This is a genomic window from Streptomyces millisiae (assembly GCF_031845425.1).
Taxonomy (GTDB): domain Bacteria; phylum Actinomycetota; class Actinomycetes; order Streptomycetales; family Streptomycetaceae; genus Streptomyces; species Streptomyces millisiae.
Window position 1 is genome coordinate 209,722 of record NZ_JAVREM010000002.1, and the last position, 16,831, is coordinate 226,552.

Sequence of the window (16,831 nt, forward strand, 5' to 3'; positions counted from 1 at the left end):
CCCCTCACCCGCGCCGGGCGGCGTGCCGGACGTAGCGGCCGTAGGTCAGCTCGCGCAGCACGTCGTCCCCGCCCTCGACGATGGAGATGTGGCGCATGTCGCGCAGCAGCCGCTGCACCGGGTGCGCCTCCGTGTAGCCGAGGCCGCCGAAGCCCTCGGACACCGCGCTGACGATCCGCCAACCCACCTGGCCGCAGTGCATCTTGGCCATCACCGCCGACTTCAGCACGCCCTGGCCGTGGAAGGCGGCGGCCGCGTCGGGGCGGGCGTGGATCGCGTCGTACTCGTCGGCGGCCCGCCAGCACACCGACTTGAGGCTCTCCAACTCCATCTCCAACTGCCCCATCCGGGCGGCGAAGACCGCGTTCCCGGTGAGCGGCCGACCGCCGAGCAGCTTGCTCGCCGCGTACTCCATGGACAGGTCGCGGGCCCGCCGGGCGATGCCGATGGAGATCGCGGCCATCAGGATCCGGCTGCCGTTGAGGCCGACCTCCAGGACCCGCAGGCCGTTGCCGGTCAGCTCGTTGGCGGCCGGCACCACGCAGTCGGTGAAGGTCGCCGGATAGGTGCCGGTGCCGTGCAGCCCCGACATCGGCCAGCGCGGCCCCGGCACGAAGCCCGGGGTGCCGGCCGGCACCAGGACCACGGAGAAGTCCCGGTGGTCCGCCGCGTTCCTGGCCAGCACCAGGCAGAACCGGCCGAAGGCCAGGTTGGTGGAGAACGCCTTCTCGCCGTCGATCACGAGACGGTCGCCGTCCCGCCGGAAGGTGGTGGCGGTCAGGGCGAGTTCGCTGCCGGCCGCCGCCTCGCTGCCCAGCGCCGCGCAGAACGTGCCGGCCTTCGCCATCTCGCCGAGATACCGCTCGGCGACCTCGTCGCCGCCGTAGAACTCCAGCATCCGGGAGCCCAGGATCGGCAGCATCGCCGTGAACGCGAAGCCCGGGTCGTGGTAGGCGAGTCGGGCGACGATGTCGACGGAGGCGCGCAGCGTCACCCCGGCCCCGCCGAGGCGGGCCGGCAGCCACCAGTTGGCGAGACCGGCGGCGCGGAACTTCTCCCAGAGCGGATGGTCGTCGTCGTACAGCGTGTCGGGCCCCGGTGCCGGCGCGTCCGCGAGCGTCCCGGTGACGAACGCCCGGAACTCGTCGGCGAAGCCGGCCGGCACGGTGCCCTCCTCCCGCGGCCCGCTCATACGCCCGCGTCGCCGGCCGGGCCCGCCACGGCCGGCCGGATCTCGTTGAGCACGTGGACGATGTCGCTGATGGTCTCGACGTCGTTCAGGTGCTCGTCCGATATCTTCACCTGGTACTTCTTCTCCAGGAATACCAGGAAGTCCATCAGGTTCAGCGAGTCCATCCCCAGGTCGTTCTCCAGGGACGAGGCGCCGCTCACCTCGACTTCCTCCAGATCGAGGTCGAGCTGTTCGGAAAGCGCGTGGAGATCCGCGACGATCTCTCCCGAGCTGATGGTCATCAGTTATCGTCTCCCGAGTTACGCGAAATGGAGTCCGGCCACTGGAGAACGGTCGCTCCCCAGCTCGCGCCCGCGCCGAAAGCGGTCAGCAACATCCTTTCCTTGCCGGCCAGCACGCCATTGGCGCGGGCCCGGCTCAGGGCCATCGGAATGGAGGCGGCCGCGGTGTTCCCGATATCGGTGAGATCCACCAGGGACTTCTCGGCGGGCAGGCCGAGTTCCCTCGCGACCTCGTTGAGAATGCGCACGTTCGCCTGGTGCGCCACCAGCAGGTCGACGTCGTCGACCGACATCGACCGGTCGGCGAGCGCCCGCCGGCAGGTCTCCACCATCCGGGCGACCGCGTGCCGGTAGGTGGCCCGCCCGTCCATCCGCAGGTACGGGTCGTGCGGGTCCTCCCCGGCGGCCCGCGGGAAGGCGCTGCCGCCGGACCGCACGTGGGCCAGGGCCCACAGGTTGCCGTCCGAGCCCAGGTGCACCCGACCGACGGCGCCCAGCTCGTCCGAGTCACCGGCCCGCAGCACCATCGCCGCGGCGCCGTCCCCGAAGATCGGGGCGGTGCCCCGGTCCCGCGGGTGGATGATCGACGAGTACTTCTCGGCCCCGACCAGCAGCACGGCGCGGGCGTTGCCCGTGCTGATCAGGCCGGAGGCCACCCCGAGGCCGGCGAGGAACCCGGTGCAGGCCGAGTTCATGTCGAACGAGCCGGCGCCCGCGAGCCCCAGTTCGCTGGCCACCACCGGCGCGGTCGCCGGGCACTTCATGTCCGGCGTGGTGGTGGCCACGATCACCAGGTCGACGTCCCGGACCGTGGCCTCGGCCAGGGCGGCGCGGCCGGCCCGGACGCCGAGCACCGAGGTGGGCTCGTCGTCGCCGGCCCTGGCGCGGGCCCTGATCCCGGTCCTGGTCCTGATCCACTCGTCGCTGGTGTCCATCCGCAGCGCCAACTCGTCGTTGGTCTCCCGACCTTCGGGCAGATAGTGGCCGATGGCATCGATAACCGCGGCGCGAGCCATGCTGATCCCCTCGCTCATAAGGCGGCACATCACTGCGGTAATTGCTACCGGCCGCACATCAAAGAGGCATCAAACGCGCATGCAATTGCCGTCAGTCGCCCCGGAATTCGGCCCGCGACGTGACGCAGGTAACTCCGGCCCGCACCCGGTGGTACCACTTTAGGGGAAGTCGGGTGGAACTTAAGGGGGCATCGGTTGCGCCGCGCCACGGCAGCTCGCTTAACTCGAATCGTCTCCACCAACCCGAGACCGAGGAGTGTCCGGTGACCCAGGATGCCGCCCAGGCCGTGTCGCAGCTGCACACCGCCGTCCGCTCGATCGTGGCCGAAGAGCTGGAAATCGAGCCGGAAGAACTCACCGAGAACGCCAACTTCGAAGAGGAATACGAGGCGGACTCCCTCTCGCTGCTGGCGATCGTGGCCCGTTTCGAGCACGAGTTGGACGTCACCATTCCGTCCGACCGCGTCGGCGAGATGGTCAGTCTGGAAATGGTCCTCAAGCTCGTGACCGAGCACCGTGGAGCGGGCAGCGATGTCTGAGCCGAACACCCGGCGCGTGGCGGTCACGGGTCTCGGCGTCGTCAGCAGCATCGGAATCGGGGTCGAGCCCTTCACCGAGTCCATCAAGGCCGGCCGCAGCGGGATATCCCCGATCAGCAGCTTCGACGCCAGCGGCTACGACAAGCGCAACGCCGGCGAGGTCAAGGACTTCGACCCCGGCGCGATCCTGGAGCGCCTCGACCCCGAGGACTGGGGCCGCAGCGGCCAGTTCGCCGCCTCCGCCGCGCGGCTCGCCGTCCGCGACGCCGCCATCGACCCCGAGCTGCTCAGCGCCTCCAACACCGGCTCCGCGATGGGCACCGCCAGCGGCGAGCCGCGCGTGATGTACGGCATCGCCGAGCAGTGGTCGAGGACCGGCGGCGACGAGTTCGGCCCGGGCCCGGTGGGCAGCGCGCCGGCCAACCGGCTGGCCGGCGCCGTCAACAGCGAACTCGGCCTCACCGGCGAGGCCGTCACCTTCGGCACCGCCTGCTCGGCCAGCAACTACACGCTGGGCTACGGCTACGACCTGGTCCGCACCGGGGAGGCCGACTTCTTCCTGGCCGGCGGCGCCGACTCGGTCAGCCGCTACACCCACCTCGGCTTCTCGCTCATCGGCATCATCTCCGAGATCCTGCGTCCCTTCGACAGCAAGCGCTCCGGCATCGTCACGGCGGAGGGCGGCGTCTGCGTCCTGCTGGAGCCCCTGGAGCACGCCGTCGCGCGCGGCGCCCGGATCTACGCCGAGATGCTGGGCTACGGCGTCAACTGCGACGCCAAGCACATGACCCAGCCCGACGTCCCCACCATCACCTCCTGCATCCAGGCGGCGCACACCTCCGCCGGCGTCAAGCCACAGGAGATCGACTACATCTGCGCCCACGGCACCGGCACCCCGGCCAGCGACGCCGCCGAGGTCGCCGCGGCCCGCGCGGTGTTCGGCGACGACGTGCCGCCGATCAGCTCCATCAAGTCGATGCTGGGCCACACCATGGGCGCCGCCAGCGGCCTGGGCGCGGTGATCTGCTGCAAGGCGCTGGAGGAGGGCTTCCTGCCCCCGACCGCCACGCTGCGCGAGACCGACCCGGAGCTCGGCCCCGGCATCGACTTCGTGCCGGGCGTGGCCAAGCCGGCCAACCTCAACATCGTCGAGAACCACGGCTTCGCCTTCGGCGGCAACAACGCCATCACCGTCTTCGGGAGGGTCAAGTGACCACCTCGGTCCTGGACCCGGTCGCCATCACCGGCTGCGGCGTGGTCTCCCCTGCGGGCGCCGGGCTCGACGCCCTGCGCGCGCTGCTCGACGGCGAGACCACGGCCAACGCCACGCCCGTCGCCGAGGACGCCGAGGCGCTGCCGCCGGTCGCCGTGCGCACCGTCCCCGAGATCCGCCTCGCCGACTACGTCGGCCGCAAGGGCACCCGCCGGCTCGACCGCATGATCGGCTTCACCCTGATCGCCACCCGGCTCGCCCTGGAGTCCGCCGGCGGCGCCGACGACGACGCGCTGCGCGCCAGGACCGGCGTGGCCGTCGGCACCACCACGGGCAGCGTGCGCAGCGTCTACGAACTGGCCCACTCCATCTTCAGGCCCGAGGTCGGCTACGTGCCCTCCCGGTTCCCCAACTCCGTGATGAACTCCTGCGCCGGACAGGTCGCCGTCTGGAACGCCTTCCAGGGCGTCAACTCGACCCTGGCCAACGGCCACGCGTCGAGCGCCTCGGCGCTGCGCTACGCCCGCAACGCCATCCGCTTCGGCCACGCCACCCGGGTGTTCGTGGGCGGCGTGGAGGAGCTGAGCCCGCAGGTGGCCTGGGGCTGGCACAAGTCGGGCACGCTCACCCAGGACGCCCTGCTCGGCGAGGGCTGCGCGATGCTGGTCGCCGAGGACCCCGCGCGGGTCGGCGACCGCGAGGTGCTGGCCGAGCTGCTCGGCGCCGAGGTCGGCTACTTCGACCCGCGCGACCGCCGGATCACCCCGGCCCGCGGCCTCGCCCGCTGCGTCACCCGGCTGCTGGAGCGCGCCGGGCTGACGGCGGGCGACGTGGACCTGGTCTCGCCCGGCGCCGCGAGCCAGCACGGCGCCCGCGCCGTCGAGGAGTACGGGCTGCGGCTCGCGCTCGGCGAACTGCCGGCGGCCGTCCGGGTCTCCGAGGCGGTCGGCGACTGCTACAGCGCCAGCGGCGCCCTCCAGGCGGCCGCCGTGCTCGCCCGCTGGTCGGGAGGCTCCCACCCCGGGGAGCGGCACGCCCTGGTCAGCTCGCTCGGCACCGACGGCTCCGTCGGCTGCTTCCTGCTGCGCCGCCCGGCCGCGTAGCCGGCACCACCCCACGCGCCACACCGGACCAAGTCAACGAGAACAGGTGGATCATGAAGACCGATTTCGACGTGATCATCGTCGGCGGCGGCCCCGCCGGCTCCTCCGCGGCCTCCTACCTGGCCAAGGAGGGCCTCTCGGTCGCCGTCTTCGAGAGCGAGATGTTCCCGCGGCCGCACGTCGGCGAGTCCCTGGTGCCGGCCACCACCCGGGTGCTGCTGGAGACCGGCGTGATGCCGAAGATCGAGGAGGCCGACTTCCCCAAGAAGTACGGGGCCACCTGGACCACGCCGAGCAAGCACGCCGTGATGAACCAGCCCTCGCTCTCCATGGACTTCGCCGTCGACGGGCACGCCGAGGTCAGGTTCGGCGAGCGGGCCCAGGAGGGCGTGGACCGCGACTACACGTACCACGTCGACCGCGGCAAGTTCGACCTGATCCTGCTGAAGCACGCCGAGGAGCTGGGCGCCAAGGTCTTCCAGGGCGTCCGGGTGTCCAAGGTCGACTTCGACGACCCCGAGCAGGTCACGGTGACCGTCAGGATCGGCCCCAGGTCGACCGACTTCACCGCGAAGGTGGTGGTCGACGCCTCCGGGCGGCAGACCCTGATCGGCAGGCAGCAGAAGATCAAGATCGGCGACCCGCACTTCGACCAGTACGCCGTCCACACCTGGTTCGACGGGCTCGACCGGGGCGCGCTCTGCCAGGACCCGAAGGAAGTCGATCACATCCAGATCCACTTCCTGCCGATGAACGACACCTGGGTCTGGCAGATCCCGATCACCGACACCATCACCAGCATCGGCGTGGTGACCCAGAAGAAGCAGTTCGCCGAGCTCAACGCGGACCGTGAGAAGTTCTTCTGGAAGTTCGTCGGCACCCGGCGCGACCTGACCGAGGAGCTGAAGAAGTGCGAGCGGGTGCGGCCGTTCCGCGCGGAGGGCGACTACAGCTACTCGATGGAGCAGGTCGCCGGCGACCGCTACGTGCTGATCGGCGACGCCGCGCGGTTCGTCGACCCGATCTTCTCCAGCGGCGTGAGCATCGCGATGAACACCGCCCGACTGGCCACCCGCGACATCATCGCGGCCGCCAAGGACGGCAAGTTCGACCGGTCGCGGTTCGCCGAGTACGAGCGCCTGCAGTCCATGGGCACCCGCAACTGGTACGAGTTCATCCAGATCTACTACCGGCTCAACATCCTCTTCGCCGAGTTCGTCCAGGACCCGAAGTTCCGGATCGACGTGCTCCAGCTGCTCCAGGGGGACATGTACGAGGAGAGCCCCAAGGCGCTGGTCGCCATGCGCGAGTCGATCAAGGAGGTGGAGAACGACCCGGGGCACGTCTGGTACCCGTACCTCTCCAACCTCAGGACCAGCGTCCCCACCAACGCGTAGGGGAGCGGGCGTTGACCGGAGATGTCGCCGCACCGTCCGTGCCCGAGGTGCCCGACGTGCGGGATCGAGTCGCCGAACTCCGCCAGATCAGGACGGAGAACGGCAAGGGCATCAGCCAGCGGGCCACCGACAACCAGCGGGCCAAGGGCAAGCTCACCGTCGACGAGCGGCTCGCGCTGCTCTTCGACAAGGGCACCTTCAGCGAGATCGAGCCGCTCCGCAGGCACCGCGCCACCGGCTTCGGCCTGGAGCGGCAACGCCCCTACACGGACGGGGTGGTGACCGGCTGGGGCCTGGTGCACGGCCGCACGGTCTTCGCCTACGCCCATGACTTCCGCATCTTCGGCGGCTCGCTCGGCGAGTCGCACGCGGAGAAGATCCACAAGATCATGGACATGGCCGAGACCGCGGGCGCCCCGCTGGTCAGCCTCAGCGACGGCGCCGGGGCCCGTATCCAGGAAGGCGTCATGGCGCTCGCCGGCTACGGCGGCATCTTCCGGCGCAACGTCGCCGCCTCCGGCGTCATCCCGCAGATCAGCGTGATCCTGGGGCCCTGCGCCGGCGGCGCCGCCTACTCGCCGGCGCTCACGGACTTCGTGTTCATGGTCCGCGGGATGTCGCAGATGTACATCACCGGGCCCGACGTGGTGAAGGCGGTGACCGGCGAGTCCGTCTCCCACGAGGAGCTCGGCGGCGCCGCCACCCACGCCCGGATGTCCGGGGTGGCCTCCTTCGTGCACGACACCGAGGCCGAGTGCCTGGAGGAGGTGCGCTACCTGCTGTCCCTGCTGCCGGCCAACAACCGGGAGCGGCCGCCGGTGGTGCCCTCGGACGACCCGGCCGAGCGGCGCGGTGAGGCGCTGCTCGACCTGGTGCCGGCCGACCCGCGCCGCTCCTACGACATGCGCGCCGTCATCGAGGAGATCGCCGACCACGGCGAGTTCTTCGAGGTGCACGCCCAGTGGGCGGGCAACATCCTGTGCGGCTTCGTCAGGCTCGCGGGCCAGACGGTCGGTCTGGTGGCCAACCAGCCCAACTCGTTCGCCGGGGTGCTCGACAGCCGGGCGAGCGAGAAGGCCGCCAACTTCATCGAGTTCTGCGACGCGTTCAACATCCCGCTGGTCACGCTGGTCGACGTGCCCGGCTTCCTGCCGGGCAAGGACCAGGAGCAGAACGGGATCATCAGGCACGGCGCCAAGCTGCTGTACGCCTACTGCAACGCCACCGTGCCGCGGATCTCGGTGATCCTGCGGAAGGCGTACGGCGGCGCCTACATCGTGATGGACTCCCGCTCCATCGGCACCGACCTGGCCTTCGCCTGGCCGATCAACGAGGTGGCGGTGATGGGCGCCGAGGGCGCGGCCAACGTGATCTTCCGGCGGGAGATCGCGGCGGCCGACGACCCGGAGGCCACCAGGGCCCGGGTGGTACGGGAGTACAAGGCGGAGCTGATGCACCCGTACTACGCGGCCGAGCGCGGCCTGGTGGACGACGTCATCGACCCCGCCGAGACCCGCTCGGTGCTGATCAGGTCGCTGGCCATGCTGCGCGCCAAGAAGGCCCACCTGCCCGAGCGCAAGCACGGCACGACGCCCGTGTAGGGCCCAAGCGGGGGAGCGAGGGGAGTCGCCGGATGTTGCTCGAGCCGATCCTGCCGCCCTGGGTGGCGGTCGCCGAGGCGTTCGGCGACCCGCCGGAGGCGGCGCTCCTGCCCGCGGAGGAGGCCGTCGTCGCGCGGGCCGCCACGCGGCGGCGGCTGGCGTTCACCACCGCCAGACACTGCGCGCGGCTGGCCATGGGCCGGCTCGGGCTGCCGCCGGCGGCGATCCTGCCGGGGGCGCGCGGTGCCCCGGGCTGGCCCCCCGGCGTCACGGGGTCGATCACCCACACCACCGGCTACCGGGCGGCGGCGCTCTCGCGTGAGGCGTTGGCCGTCGGCGTGGACGCGGAGCCGCACGGGCCGCTGCCGGCGGGCGTGCTGGCGCGGATCGCCACGGCCGCCGAGGCGGCCGCGCTGCGCCGGCTGCCGCCCGGCACGCACTGGGACCGGATGCTGTTCAGCGCCAAGGAGAGCGTCTACAAGGCGTGGTTCCCGCTCACCGGGCGCCAACTCGGCTTCCACCAGGCCGAGATCTTCTTCGAACCGGACACAAGGTCGTTTTCGGTCGGGTTCCTGGTGCCGGCGCCCGAGGTGGACGCGGCGGGTCCCGCCGGATTCCGGGGGCGGTTCGCGGTCGGTCGCGGATTGCTGGCGACCGCCGTCGCCGTTCCCGGTGAGCGCACGCGTCACGCGGTGCTCACGAGCGCGAATCGGGCCCGATAAAGGTGAATTCACGCGCCTTGGCCGGCGCTTCGCACCACGGGATCGAGAGCGCTCTCTACGGAGGATTCGCCGGGTGGCTTATGCTGAGGGAATGCGTATTGGAGAGCTGGCGCAGCGAACCGGAGTTTCGGTTCCGACGATCAAGTACTACGCCAGGGAAGGGATGCTTCCCGCGGGCGAGCGCACCAGCCCGAACCAGGTGCGCTACGACGAGTCCCATGTGCGCCGGCTCAAGCTGATCCGCGCCATGCTGGAGGTGGGCGGCCTGTCCATCGCGGCGGCCCGCGAGGTGCTGGCCGAGGTCGACTCGCCGGGCGGCACCGTGCACGACATGCTGGGCGTCGCCCAACTGGCCGTCAGCCGGGCCGCGGCCGAGCGCGGCACCGCGGAGGAGCGGATGCTGGCCGAGCGGGAGGTGGCGGAGCTGGCCCGCCGGCACGGGTGGAACCCGGCGAAGGCCGGGAAGAACCCGGGCTGGGCGATGCTGGTCCAGATCGTCACCACCTACCGTGACCTGGGCCAGGGGGAGATGCTGGTGCTGCTCGACCGCTACGCGGAGGCGGCCAGCGAGTTGGCGGCCGCCGAGCTCGCGGTGGTGGGGGAGATGGCCGGCACGGACGGCAAGATCGAGGGCGTGGTGCTGGGCACGGTGCTGGGGGACGCGGCGATGGCCGCGCTGCGCAGGATCGCCCAGGAGGACACCTCCCAGCGGGTGACGGCGCGGGCCGAGTCCGCCTGAGCCGCGCGGTCGCCCCCGCTCCAGGGCCCCTGACCCGCCGTCCGACGACGGCCCGTCAGGGGCCTTCGTGCTGCCGGGAGTTCTTGGTGAGTTCTTGGCCGGGAGCCGCCACCAAGAGGTGATAGTGACGGTATCGATAGTGTAGAGTGTAGCTCGTTGAGGGTGGCGACCACCCACGGCGCCGGTCCGTGGGCGTGGCCATCCGGACGCCGGCACGCTCACGCCCATGCGCGCCTCGACGGAGTCGCGCGGGGCTCAACCAAGCGTCGGAAAACGCACGCCGCTTGGCCGTCCTGACATTCTTCCTGTGCGCGGTTCTCGCGATTTCCGCCGGGCGAAGGAGACGCCGTCGTTTCTCTTCCTCAGGGCTTCCGCAGGAAAGTCATCCAGCTCAGAAAAGTCACCCAGCGCAGAGAAAGAAACGGGAGACAGGAATGACAAGCAAGAGCCCTGGGGTGCTGTGGGCGCTCCTGGCGGCCTCGCTCCCCATGTTCATGGGGTCCCTGGACAACCTGGTCGTCACCACCGCCCTGGCCACCATCGCCGGGGACTTCGACACCACCCAGGCCGAGCTCCAGTGGGTGGTCAACGGCTACACGCTGCCGTTCTCCGGCGCGCTGCTGGCCGGAGCCGTGCTCGGCGACCGCATCGGACGGCGTCGCGTCTTCCTGTGGGGCATCGGCTCCTTCACGGTCGCCTCGGCCTTCTGCGCGATGGCCGATTCCGTGGGGTGGCTGGTCGCCGCCCGGGTCCTCCAGGGCGCCGGCGCCGGCCTCATCCTGCCGGTCTCGCTGACGCTCGCGGTGGCCGCGGTCAGCCGTGAGCAGCGCAACATGGCGGTCGGCGTCTGGGGCGCCGTCAACGGCATCGGCATCGCCGTCGGCCCGCTGGCCGGCGGCCTGGTGACCGAGGGCCTCGACTGGAGCTGGATCTTCTGGATCAACGTGCCGGTCGGCCTGATCGCGTTCCCGCTGGCGATGTGGGCCATCCGGGAGAGCCGGGGCGACGACCGCAGCCTCAACGTCACCAGCCTGGTCCTGGTCGTCGGCGCCGTCGTCGTCGCCGTCTGGGGCATCGTGCAGGCGGCCGACCACGGCTGGGGCGAGACCAACGCGGTCGTCGCGCTGGTCGCCGCGGCCGTGCTGCTGATCGGCTACATCGTCCACGAACGGCGCGCCCAGGAGCCGCTGATCCCGCTGCGCATGTACCGGATCCCGGCCTTCATGCTCAGCAACGCCGTCGCCTTCACCATGTACTTCGGCGTCTTCGGCTCGATCTTCTTCCTCGCCCAGTTCCTCCAGGGACCCATGGGCTACGGCCCGCTCGAGGCCGGCCTGCGGACCCTTCCCTGGACAGCGGCGCCCATGGTGGCGGTGCCCATCGTGAGCGCGCTGGTGGACCGGTTCGGCGGCGGGATCCTGCAGGCGATCGGCTCGGGCCTCCAGGCCGTGGCGCTCGCCTGGATCGCGCTCGTCGCCGAACCGGACCTGTCCTACGGCGCGATGATCGCCCCGATGATCCTGGCCGGCATCGGCATGGGCATGGTCTTCGCGGCCAACCCGGCCACCGTCATCGGCTCGGTGCGCGACGCCGAGCACAACAAGGCGTCCGGCGTGAACAACACCGTCCGCGAGTTCGGCGGCGCCCTCGGCATCGCCGTGCTCACCACCATCTTCACCCACGGCTTCGACGGCCACCCGATCGCGAGCCCCGAGGACGCCGGCGAGGCGTTCGTCGCCGGCCTGGAGCCCGCCCTGTGGTTCGGCGTCGCCGTGGTCGCGCTCGGCGCCGTCCTCGGCCTGTTCATCCGGCACGGCGGCGGCGCCGGGACCCGGCCGCCCGCCGAGGGCTCGGCGGCCGAGCGGGGCCTGCCGGAACAGGGGCTCACCGTCACCGAGTCGCGCTGACGCGCGGCCGGCCTCCCGAATACCACTATCCCGCCCCCGCGCGTCCGGGGGGTGACCGTCCCCGCGGCACCCCCCGGACGTGGCCCCCACCGGCCGATCACCAGTCGACGCGTGTCACCTCCGAGTCCCGGTGCAGGTTGCCATGTGCCTGCCAGCCCACCGGGCGGCGGTGCGCGAGCCGCCACGACTTCGCCAAGAGGAGCCACCAGCCATGACCACCCCAGGAACCCGCCGCGGCCACCGCGCCGCCCTCGCCCTCTGCGCCAGCGGACTGCTGCTCACCGCGCTGCAGGTGCCGGCCACCGCCGTCGGCCACCAGGGCGCCGACCGGCACGCCCACGGGCGGCACTGCCCGGACGACGAACTCCCCGCGGCCGTCACCGCCGTCTCGCCCGAGCTGTACCCCGAGGGAGTCGCCTGGGACCCGACCCGGGACGCCTTCCTGGTCACCTCGTCGCGGCACGGGAACGTCTCCGTCGTCACCCCCGACGGCGAGGTCAGCGAACTCACCCCGAGCATCGGTCTGGTCTCCACCCTCGGCATCAAGGTCGACACCCGCAGGAACCGGATCATCGTCAGCTACACCGACTACTGGGTCAGGCGGATGCTGCCCGTCGAGCAGCCGCCCACCTCCGGCGTCGCCATCATCGACCTCACCACCGGACGGCTGTTGCGGACGGTCGACACCGGACAGGGCCGGGAGAACTCCTTCGCCAACGACCTCGCCTACGACACCCGCACCGGCACGGTCTACGTCAGCGACTCCGTCTCCGCCACCATCCAGCGGATCGACACCAGGGGCCGGGTCAGCGACCTGGTGACCGACGAGCGCTTCGCCGCCGAGTTCATCGGCCTCAACGGCATCGCCTGGCACCCCGACGGCTACCTGCTCACCACCCGCTACGACACCGGCGAGATGTTCCGGGTCACCCTGCGCGGCGAACCCCGGGTCACCCGGGTCGAGGTCCCGCAGTCCCTGGTCGGCGTCGACGGCATCACGCTGCGCTCCGACGGCACGCTGCTGGCCGTCCAGAACGAGCTGGGGGCCGGCCTCGGCATGCCGCGCGGCGACACCGCCGTCACCGCCCTCGCCTCGCGCGACGGCTGGCGCACCGCCCAGGTCGTCGACCGCACCGACCCCTGGGCCTTCCCCTCGCCCACCACCATCGCCGAGACCCCCGGCGGCGCCTACGCCGTCAGCGGCCAGGTCGACGTGCTGATGGGCGGCGTCGGCACCGCCGACACCTTCTGGCTCCAGCGCGCCGAGTTCTGAGACCAGCGCCGGTCCGTGGCCGGTCCCATCCGGCCGAAGGAGGAGGCCGCATGGCACGAATGACCGCCGGGGAAAGACGCGAACGCGTACTCAGGGCGGCTGTCAAAGAGTTCTCCAGGGGCGGATACCACGGCACCACGACCGCCGTTATAGCCAGGCGTGTCGGCGTGTCTCAGCCTTGTCTTTTCCGGCTCTTTCCCACCAAACAGTCACTCTTTCTGGAGGTGGTGAACCGTTGCCTCGCCGAGATCCGCACCACATTGCTCGAAGCGGCCGCTTCGGTCCCTGCGGAAGAACGGCACCACGCCATGGCCGAGGCGTATCGGCGGCTCATCTCGGACCCGGAGAAGTTGCTCATGCAACTCCAGGTGTACGTCTCGGTCGCCACTGCGGAAGTGAGCGGTGACCTGCGGCTCGGCGTGGCGATCCGGGAGCGCTGGATGCAGTTGTGGGACGACTCGCACATCGTCCTGAGTGCCGACGGAGGGGAAACCACGTACTTCATCGCGCACGGCATGCTGATCAATGCCCTGGTGGCCATGGGATTTCCCGCGACCCACCGGGTGTGGTCGGGATTCGAGTTGCTCGACACCCCCCTCACCCAAGCGGTCCCCGGCCATCCGTGACAGTCCTCGACGACGGCTTTTATGCGTGTTGTATCTCTGGTTGACGGCATTCCGTGAGACTCGTAGGCGACCATTTCCGAGAAATCGAGGGACGGGTAATGACCACGCATGGGGACCCGGAACCGGACCCAGATTCCTCCGAGCCACGCCACGAACGCACCCTGGACCGCGCGCTGGTCCACAAGGCCGCGGTCTCCGAGGTGTTCGTCACCGACGTCAGACCCACCGGCGAGCGGACGGTGCGCACGGCCGTTCAACTGCCCCTCGTCCACGCCTACTACAACGACCACGTGCAGTCGCCCGCCACGCACGACGCGCTGCTGCTGCTGGAGGCCGGCCGGCAGGCGGCCATCGCCGGCACCCACGCCCACATGCGGTTCGACCACGACACCACGATGATCGTGGACCGCTTCACCTTCGCCCTCGACGACCTGAAGGCGTTGGTGATCGGCCCCGGGCCGGGCAGCGTGCTGATCGACACCGAGTACATCGGCGAGCCCAACAGGGCCGGCCGCTACCGCAAGGGCAGGGTGGCCCAGCGGTACCTGGTGGGTGGCGAGCCGGTCGGCGAGCACGTGATGGACGTGCTCTTCCTGCGGCACCGGGAGAACGACGCCCTGCGCCGCGCCCAGCGGGGCACGCCCGCCCCGCTGACCTCCGACTACGAGGACGCGCGGCCCGGCGACGACCCGCGGCGGGTGGCGCCGGAGCGGGTCGGTCGGGTGCATCCGCTGAACGTGGTGCTCGCCGGCGAACTGGTCGACGACGCCGGTGCCAGCGCGGAGTTCACGCCCAGCTTCCGCAACCGGTCGCTGTTCGACCACGTCTACGACCACCTCCCGGCCATGACGCTGGTCGAGGGGGCCAGGCAGCTGGCCCTGCTGAGCCTCGACGCGCCGCGCACCACCCACACCGTGGGGATCGCCGCGCACTTCGCGCGCTTCGCCGAACTCGACGACACCGTCCGGCTCTCGGCCCCCCGCCCCGGGCCGCCCGACGAGGAGGGGCGCGTCACCCTCCCGGTCACCTTCCACCAGAACGGCGCCGAGATCGCCTCGGTCACGATGACGATGGGGAGCCTCCTGTGAGCGGAGCGAGCGGCCCGCACAGCGAGAACGGCGTGAACGGCGTGGACCGGTTCGGGGGTGAACGGATCGCGGTGTGGACCGACTTCGGCGGCGTCCTCACCCCGCCCCTCTCCCACACCATGGCCGTCTTCTGCGCCCGGGTCGGGGTGCGTCCCGAGATCCTGAACGAGGCGCTGGGCAAGGTCACGGCCCGCTACGGCACCGAGGACGCGATGCTGCCGATCGACACCCCGCTGGTCACCGAGGCGGAGTGGCTGGCGGAGATCGGTGAGGTGCTGGCCGCCGACCACGGGATCACGCTGCGGCTGACCACCCTGGCCGACATCTGGTTCGACGGACGGGAGACCAACCACGCCTGGGTCGACGCGCTGCGCGCGGCCCGCGGGCGCGGCGCGTTCGTCGGGATGCTGTCCAACATGGTGCCGACCTGGGACGCCCACTGGCGCCGGATGGTCGACCCGGCCGAGCTCTTCGACGACGTGCTGCTCTCCTTCGAGGTCGGGCACCGCAAGCCGTCGCCCGAGATGTTCGCGCTGGCCGCCGAGCGGGCCGGGGTGCCGCCCGAGCGGTGCCTGCTCGTCGACGACCTGGCCCACAACTGCGCCGGCGCCGAGGCGGCCGGCTGGCGCGCGCTGCACTTCACCGACCCGGCCGAGGCCGTCGCCCGGCTCGCCGAGACAGTCGACAAGGGGGTCTGAACATGAGCCGTTCGGTGCTTGTCACCGGTGGCAACCGGGGCATCGGCCTGGCCGTCGCCAGGGTGCTGGCCGAGCAGGGGGACAAGGTGGCCGTCACCCACCGCACCGGCGACCCGCCCGAGGGTCTCTTCGGGGTCCGCTGCGACGTCACCGACCGCGAGTCGGTGCGCCGGGCGGTCGCCGAGGCCAGGGTGCAGCACGGGCCCATCCAGGTCCTGGTGTCCAACGCCGGCATCACCCACGACAGGCTGCTGGTCGGGATGGCCGACGAGAACTTCCGCTCGGTGATCGAGACCAACCTGATGGGCGCGGTCAACGTCGCTCGCGAGGTCGCGCCGGACATGATCAAGGCGCGCTGGGGGCGGATGGTGTTCATGTCCTCGACCAGCGGCCTGACCGGCGCGCCGGGACAGACCAACTACGCCGCGTCGAAGGCCGCGTTGATCGGCTTCGCGCGCTCGCTGGCCCGCGAGGTCGGGCGCCGCAAGATCACCGTGAACGTGGTGACGCCGGGGCTGATCGAGACCGACATGTCCAGGGACGTCACCCCGGTCCGGCGCGAGAACCTGCTGGGCCAGACCGCGCTGCACCGGGTGGGGACCCCGGAGGAGGTCGCGCACGCGGTGCGGTTCCTGGTCAGCGAGGAGTCCTCGTACGTCACCGGAGCGATCCTGCCGGTGGGCGGCGGCCTCGGCCTCGGCAACTGACTTCCGGCCATCCGGCCGGGACGTGTTCCAACGATCGACGACCAACCACACTGTCAGGGAAGGCAGGTTCCACGGCATGTCGGAAAGCGTGCTCGAGATCGCGCACCAGATGGGGAAGATCTTCAACGACCTCGACGAGGAGGTCGCCCACCGCCTCGTGGCCCCGGAGTTCGTCGACTACGAGGCCCCTCCCGGTACCCCCGGCGGCCCGGGCGGCTACCTGGGCACGGCCCGCTGGATGAACAGCGTCTTCGCGGACGCCAACTGGGAGCACCTCGACAGCTTCGCCGAGGGCGACAAGGCCGTGCTGCGGCTGCGGTTCACCGGCACCCACGTCGGCAACTTCCTCGGCGTCGAGGCGACCGGCAACAAGGTCGACGTCGAGCACATCCACATCTACCGGGTCGAGGACGGCAAGGTCGTCGAGCACTGGGCCTGCCGCCAGGACCTCTTCCTGCTGGCCCAGCTCGGGGCCGTGAAGCTGGAGCTGCCGCCGACCGGCGGTCCGCAGCACGGCTGACCCCCGTCCGTGACGCGCCGGCCGCCGCCGCCACCGCGGCGGCCGGTTTCGCGTGCGGGGGCCGGCGTATCGGCGCGCCAAAACGCGCCGGCGCGATCGCGGCTTTGGCGGCGATCCGGTGTGTTTGCACATTCAAGGTCAACGGCATCTTTGGTTGCATTACTGTTATTTGACCGTTCAGGCGGCTCCGGGACCGAAAACAGTATTGT

General features: G+C 71.0%; 17 protein-coding genes. 14 read left to right on the forward strand and 3 right to left on the reverse strand.

The window, feature by feature from the left end:
- Positions 1-4: 4 nt before the first annotated feature.
- Genes RNC47_RS03100 through RNC47_RS03110 form a run of 3 tightly spaced genes read right to left on the reverse strand, consistent with a single transcriptional unit; the run spans position 5 to position 2,489 of the window.
- Positions 5-1,192: an acyl-CoA dehydrogenase family protein gene (locus RNC47_RS03100; protein ID WP_311595256.1), complete on the reverse strand. Its 1,188-nt coding sequence runs from the start codon at positions 1,190-1,192 to the stop codon at positions 5-7.
- Positions 1,189-1,473: an acyl carrier protein gene (locus tag RNC47_RS03105; RefSeq protein ID WP_311595257.1), complete on the reverse strand. Its 285-nt coding sequence runs from the start codon at positions 1,471-1,473 to the stop codon at positions 1,189-1,191. The genes RNC47_RS03100 and RNC47_RS03105 overlap by 4 nt, the downstream gene beginning before the upstream one ends.
- A complete protein-coding gene (locus RNC47_RS03110; RefSeq protein WP_311595259.1) occupies positions 1,473-2,489 on the reverse strand; it encodes a beta-ketoacyl-ACP synthase III in 1,017 nt (338 codons plus the stop codon). The genes RNC47_RS03105 and RNC47_RS03110 overlap by 1 nt, the downstream gene beginning before the upstream one ends.
- Before the next feature lie 263 nt (positions 2,490-2,752).
- On the opposite strand from RNC47_RS03110, the gene RNC47_RS03115 reads away from it, so the two are divergent.
- The 14 genes from RNC47_RS03115 to RNC47_RS03180 all read left to right on the forward strand — a co-directional run bounded on the left by RNC47_RS03115 (position 2,753) and on the right by RNC47_RS03180 (position 16,622).
- Positions 2,753-3,028 carry an acyl carrier protein gene (locus RNC47_RS03115; RefSeq protein ID WP_311595261.1) on the forward strand — a complete coding sequence of 92 codons (276 nt, stop codon included), beginning with the start codon at positions 2,753-2,755 and terminating at the stop codon, positions 3,026-3,028.
- A complete protein-coding gene (locus RNC47_RS03120) occupies positions 3,021-4,241 on the forward strand; it encodes a beta-ketoacyl-[acyl-carrier-protein] synthase family protein (protein WP_311595262.1) in 1,221 nt (406 codons plus the stop codon). The genes RNC47_RS03115 and RNC47_RS03120 overlap by 8 nt, the downstream gene beginning before the upstream one ends.
- Complete coding sequence (locus tag RNC47_RS03125) at positions 4,238-5,344, forward strand: beta-ketoacyl synthase N-terminal-like domain-containing protein (RefSeq protein ID WP_311595264.1); 1,107 nt, start codon at positions 4,238-4,240, stop codon at positions 5,342-5,344. The genes RNC47_RS03120 and RNC47_RS03125 overlap by 4 nt, the downstream gene beginning before the upstream one ends.
- A 53-nt stretch (positions 5,345-5,397) precedes the next feature.
- On the forward strand, positions 5,398-6,741 hold the full coding sequence (locus tag RNC47_RS03130; RefSeq protein ID WP_311595266.1) for an NAD(P)/FAD-dependent oxidoreductase: 1,344 nt from the start codon (positions 5,398-5,400) through the stop codon (positions 6,739-6,741).
- 11 nt (positions 6,742-6,752) lie between these two features.
- Positions 6,753-8,342, forward strand: coding sequence for an acyl-CoA carboxylase subunit beta (locus tag RNC47_RS03135; RefSeq protein WP_311595268.1), 1,590 nt, complete (start codon positions 6,753-6,755; stop codon positions 8,340-8,342).
- A 32-nt stretch (positions 8,343-8,374) separates the two neighbouring features.
- The gene (locus tag RNC47_RS03140) at positions 8,375-9,064 is read left to right on the forward strand and encodes a 4'-phosphopantetheinyl transferase family protein (RefSeq protein WP_311595270.1); all 690 of its coding nucleotides are present in this window, start codon (positions 8,375-8,377) and stop codon (positions 9,062-9,064) included.
- 91 nt (positions 9,065-9,155) lie between these two features.
- Positions 9,156-9,803, forward strand: coding sequence for a MerR family transcriptional regulator (locus tag RNC47_RS03145; RefSeq protein ID WP_311595272.1), 648 nt, complete (start codon positions 9,156-9,158; stop codon positions 9,801-9,803).
- A gap of 434 nt (positions 9,804-10,237) precedes the next feature.
- Positions 10,238-11,710 carry an MFS transporter gene (locus RNC47_RS03150; RefSeq protein WP_311595274.1) on the forward strand — a complete coding sequence of 491 codons (1,473 nt, stop codon included), beginning with the start codon at positions 10,238-10,240 and terminating at the stop codon, positions 11,708-11,710.
- Between the two features lie 211 nt (positions 11,711-11,921).
- The gene (locus RNC47_RS03155) at positions 11,922-12,983 is read left to right on the forward strand and encodes an SMP-30/gluconolactonase/LRE family protein (protein WP_311595275.1); all 1,062 of its coding nucleotides are present in this window, start codon (positions 11,922-11,924) and stop codon (positions 12,981-12,983) included.
- A 50-nt stretch (positions 12,984-13,033) separates the two neighbouring features.
- Complete coding sequence (locus tag RNC47_RS03160; protein ID WP_311595276.1) at positions 13,034-13,609, forward strand: TetR/AcrR family transcriptional regulator; 576 nt, start codon at positions 13,034-13,036, stop codon at positions 13,607-13,609.
- A gap of 98 nt (positions 13,610-13,707) precedes the next feature.
- A complete protein-coding gene (locus RNC47_RS03165) occupies positions 13,708-14,697 on the forward strand; it encodes an AfsA-related hotdog domain-containing protein (RefSeq protein WP_311595277.1) in 990 nt (329 codons plus the stop codon).
- Entirely contained in the window at positions 14,694-15,395 is a 702-nt protein-coding gene (locus RNC47_RS03170) for an HAD family hydrolase (RefSeq protein ID WP_311595278.1), read from the forward strand. Before RNC47_RS03165 ends, RNC47_RS03170 begins: the two co-directional genes overlap by 4 nt.
- Before the next feature lie 2 nt (positions 15,396-15,397).
- Positions 15,398-16,102, forward strand: coding sequence for a 3-oxoacyl-ACP reductase FabG (gene fabG / locus RNC47_RS03175; RefSeq protein WP_311595280.1), 705 nt, complete (start codon positions 15,398-15,400; stop codon positions 16,100-16,102).
- 76 nt (positions 16,103-16,178) lie between these two features.
- Positions 16,179-16,622, forward strand: a complete 444-nt coding sequence (locus RNC47_RS03180) for an ester cyclase (protein ID WP_311595282.1) — start codon at positions 16,179-16,181, stop codon at positions 16,620-16,622.
- Positions 16,623-16,831 lie beyond the last annotated feature (209 nt).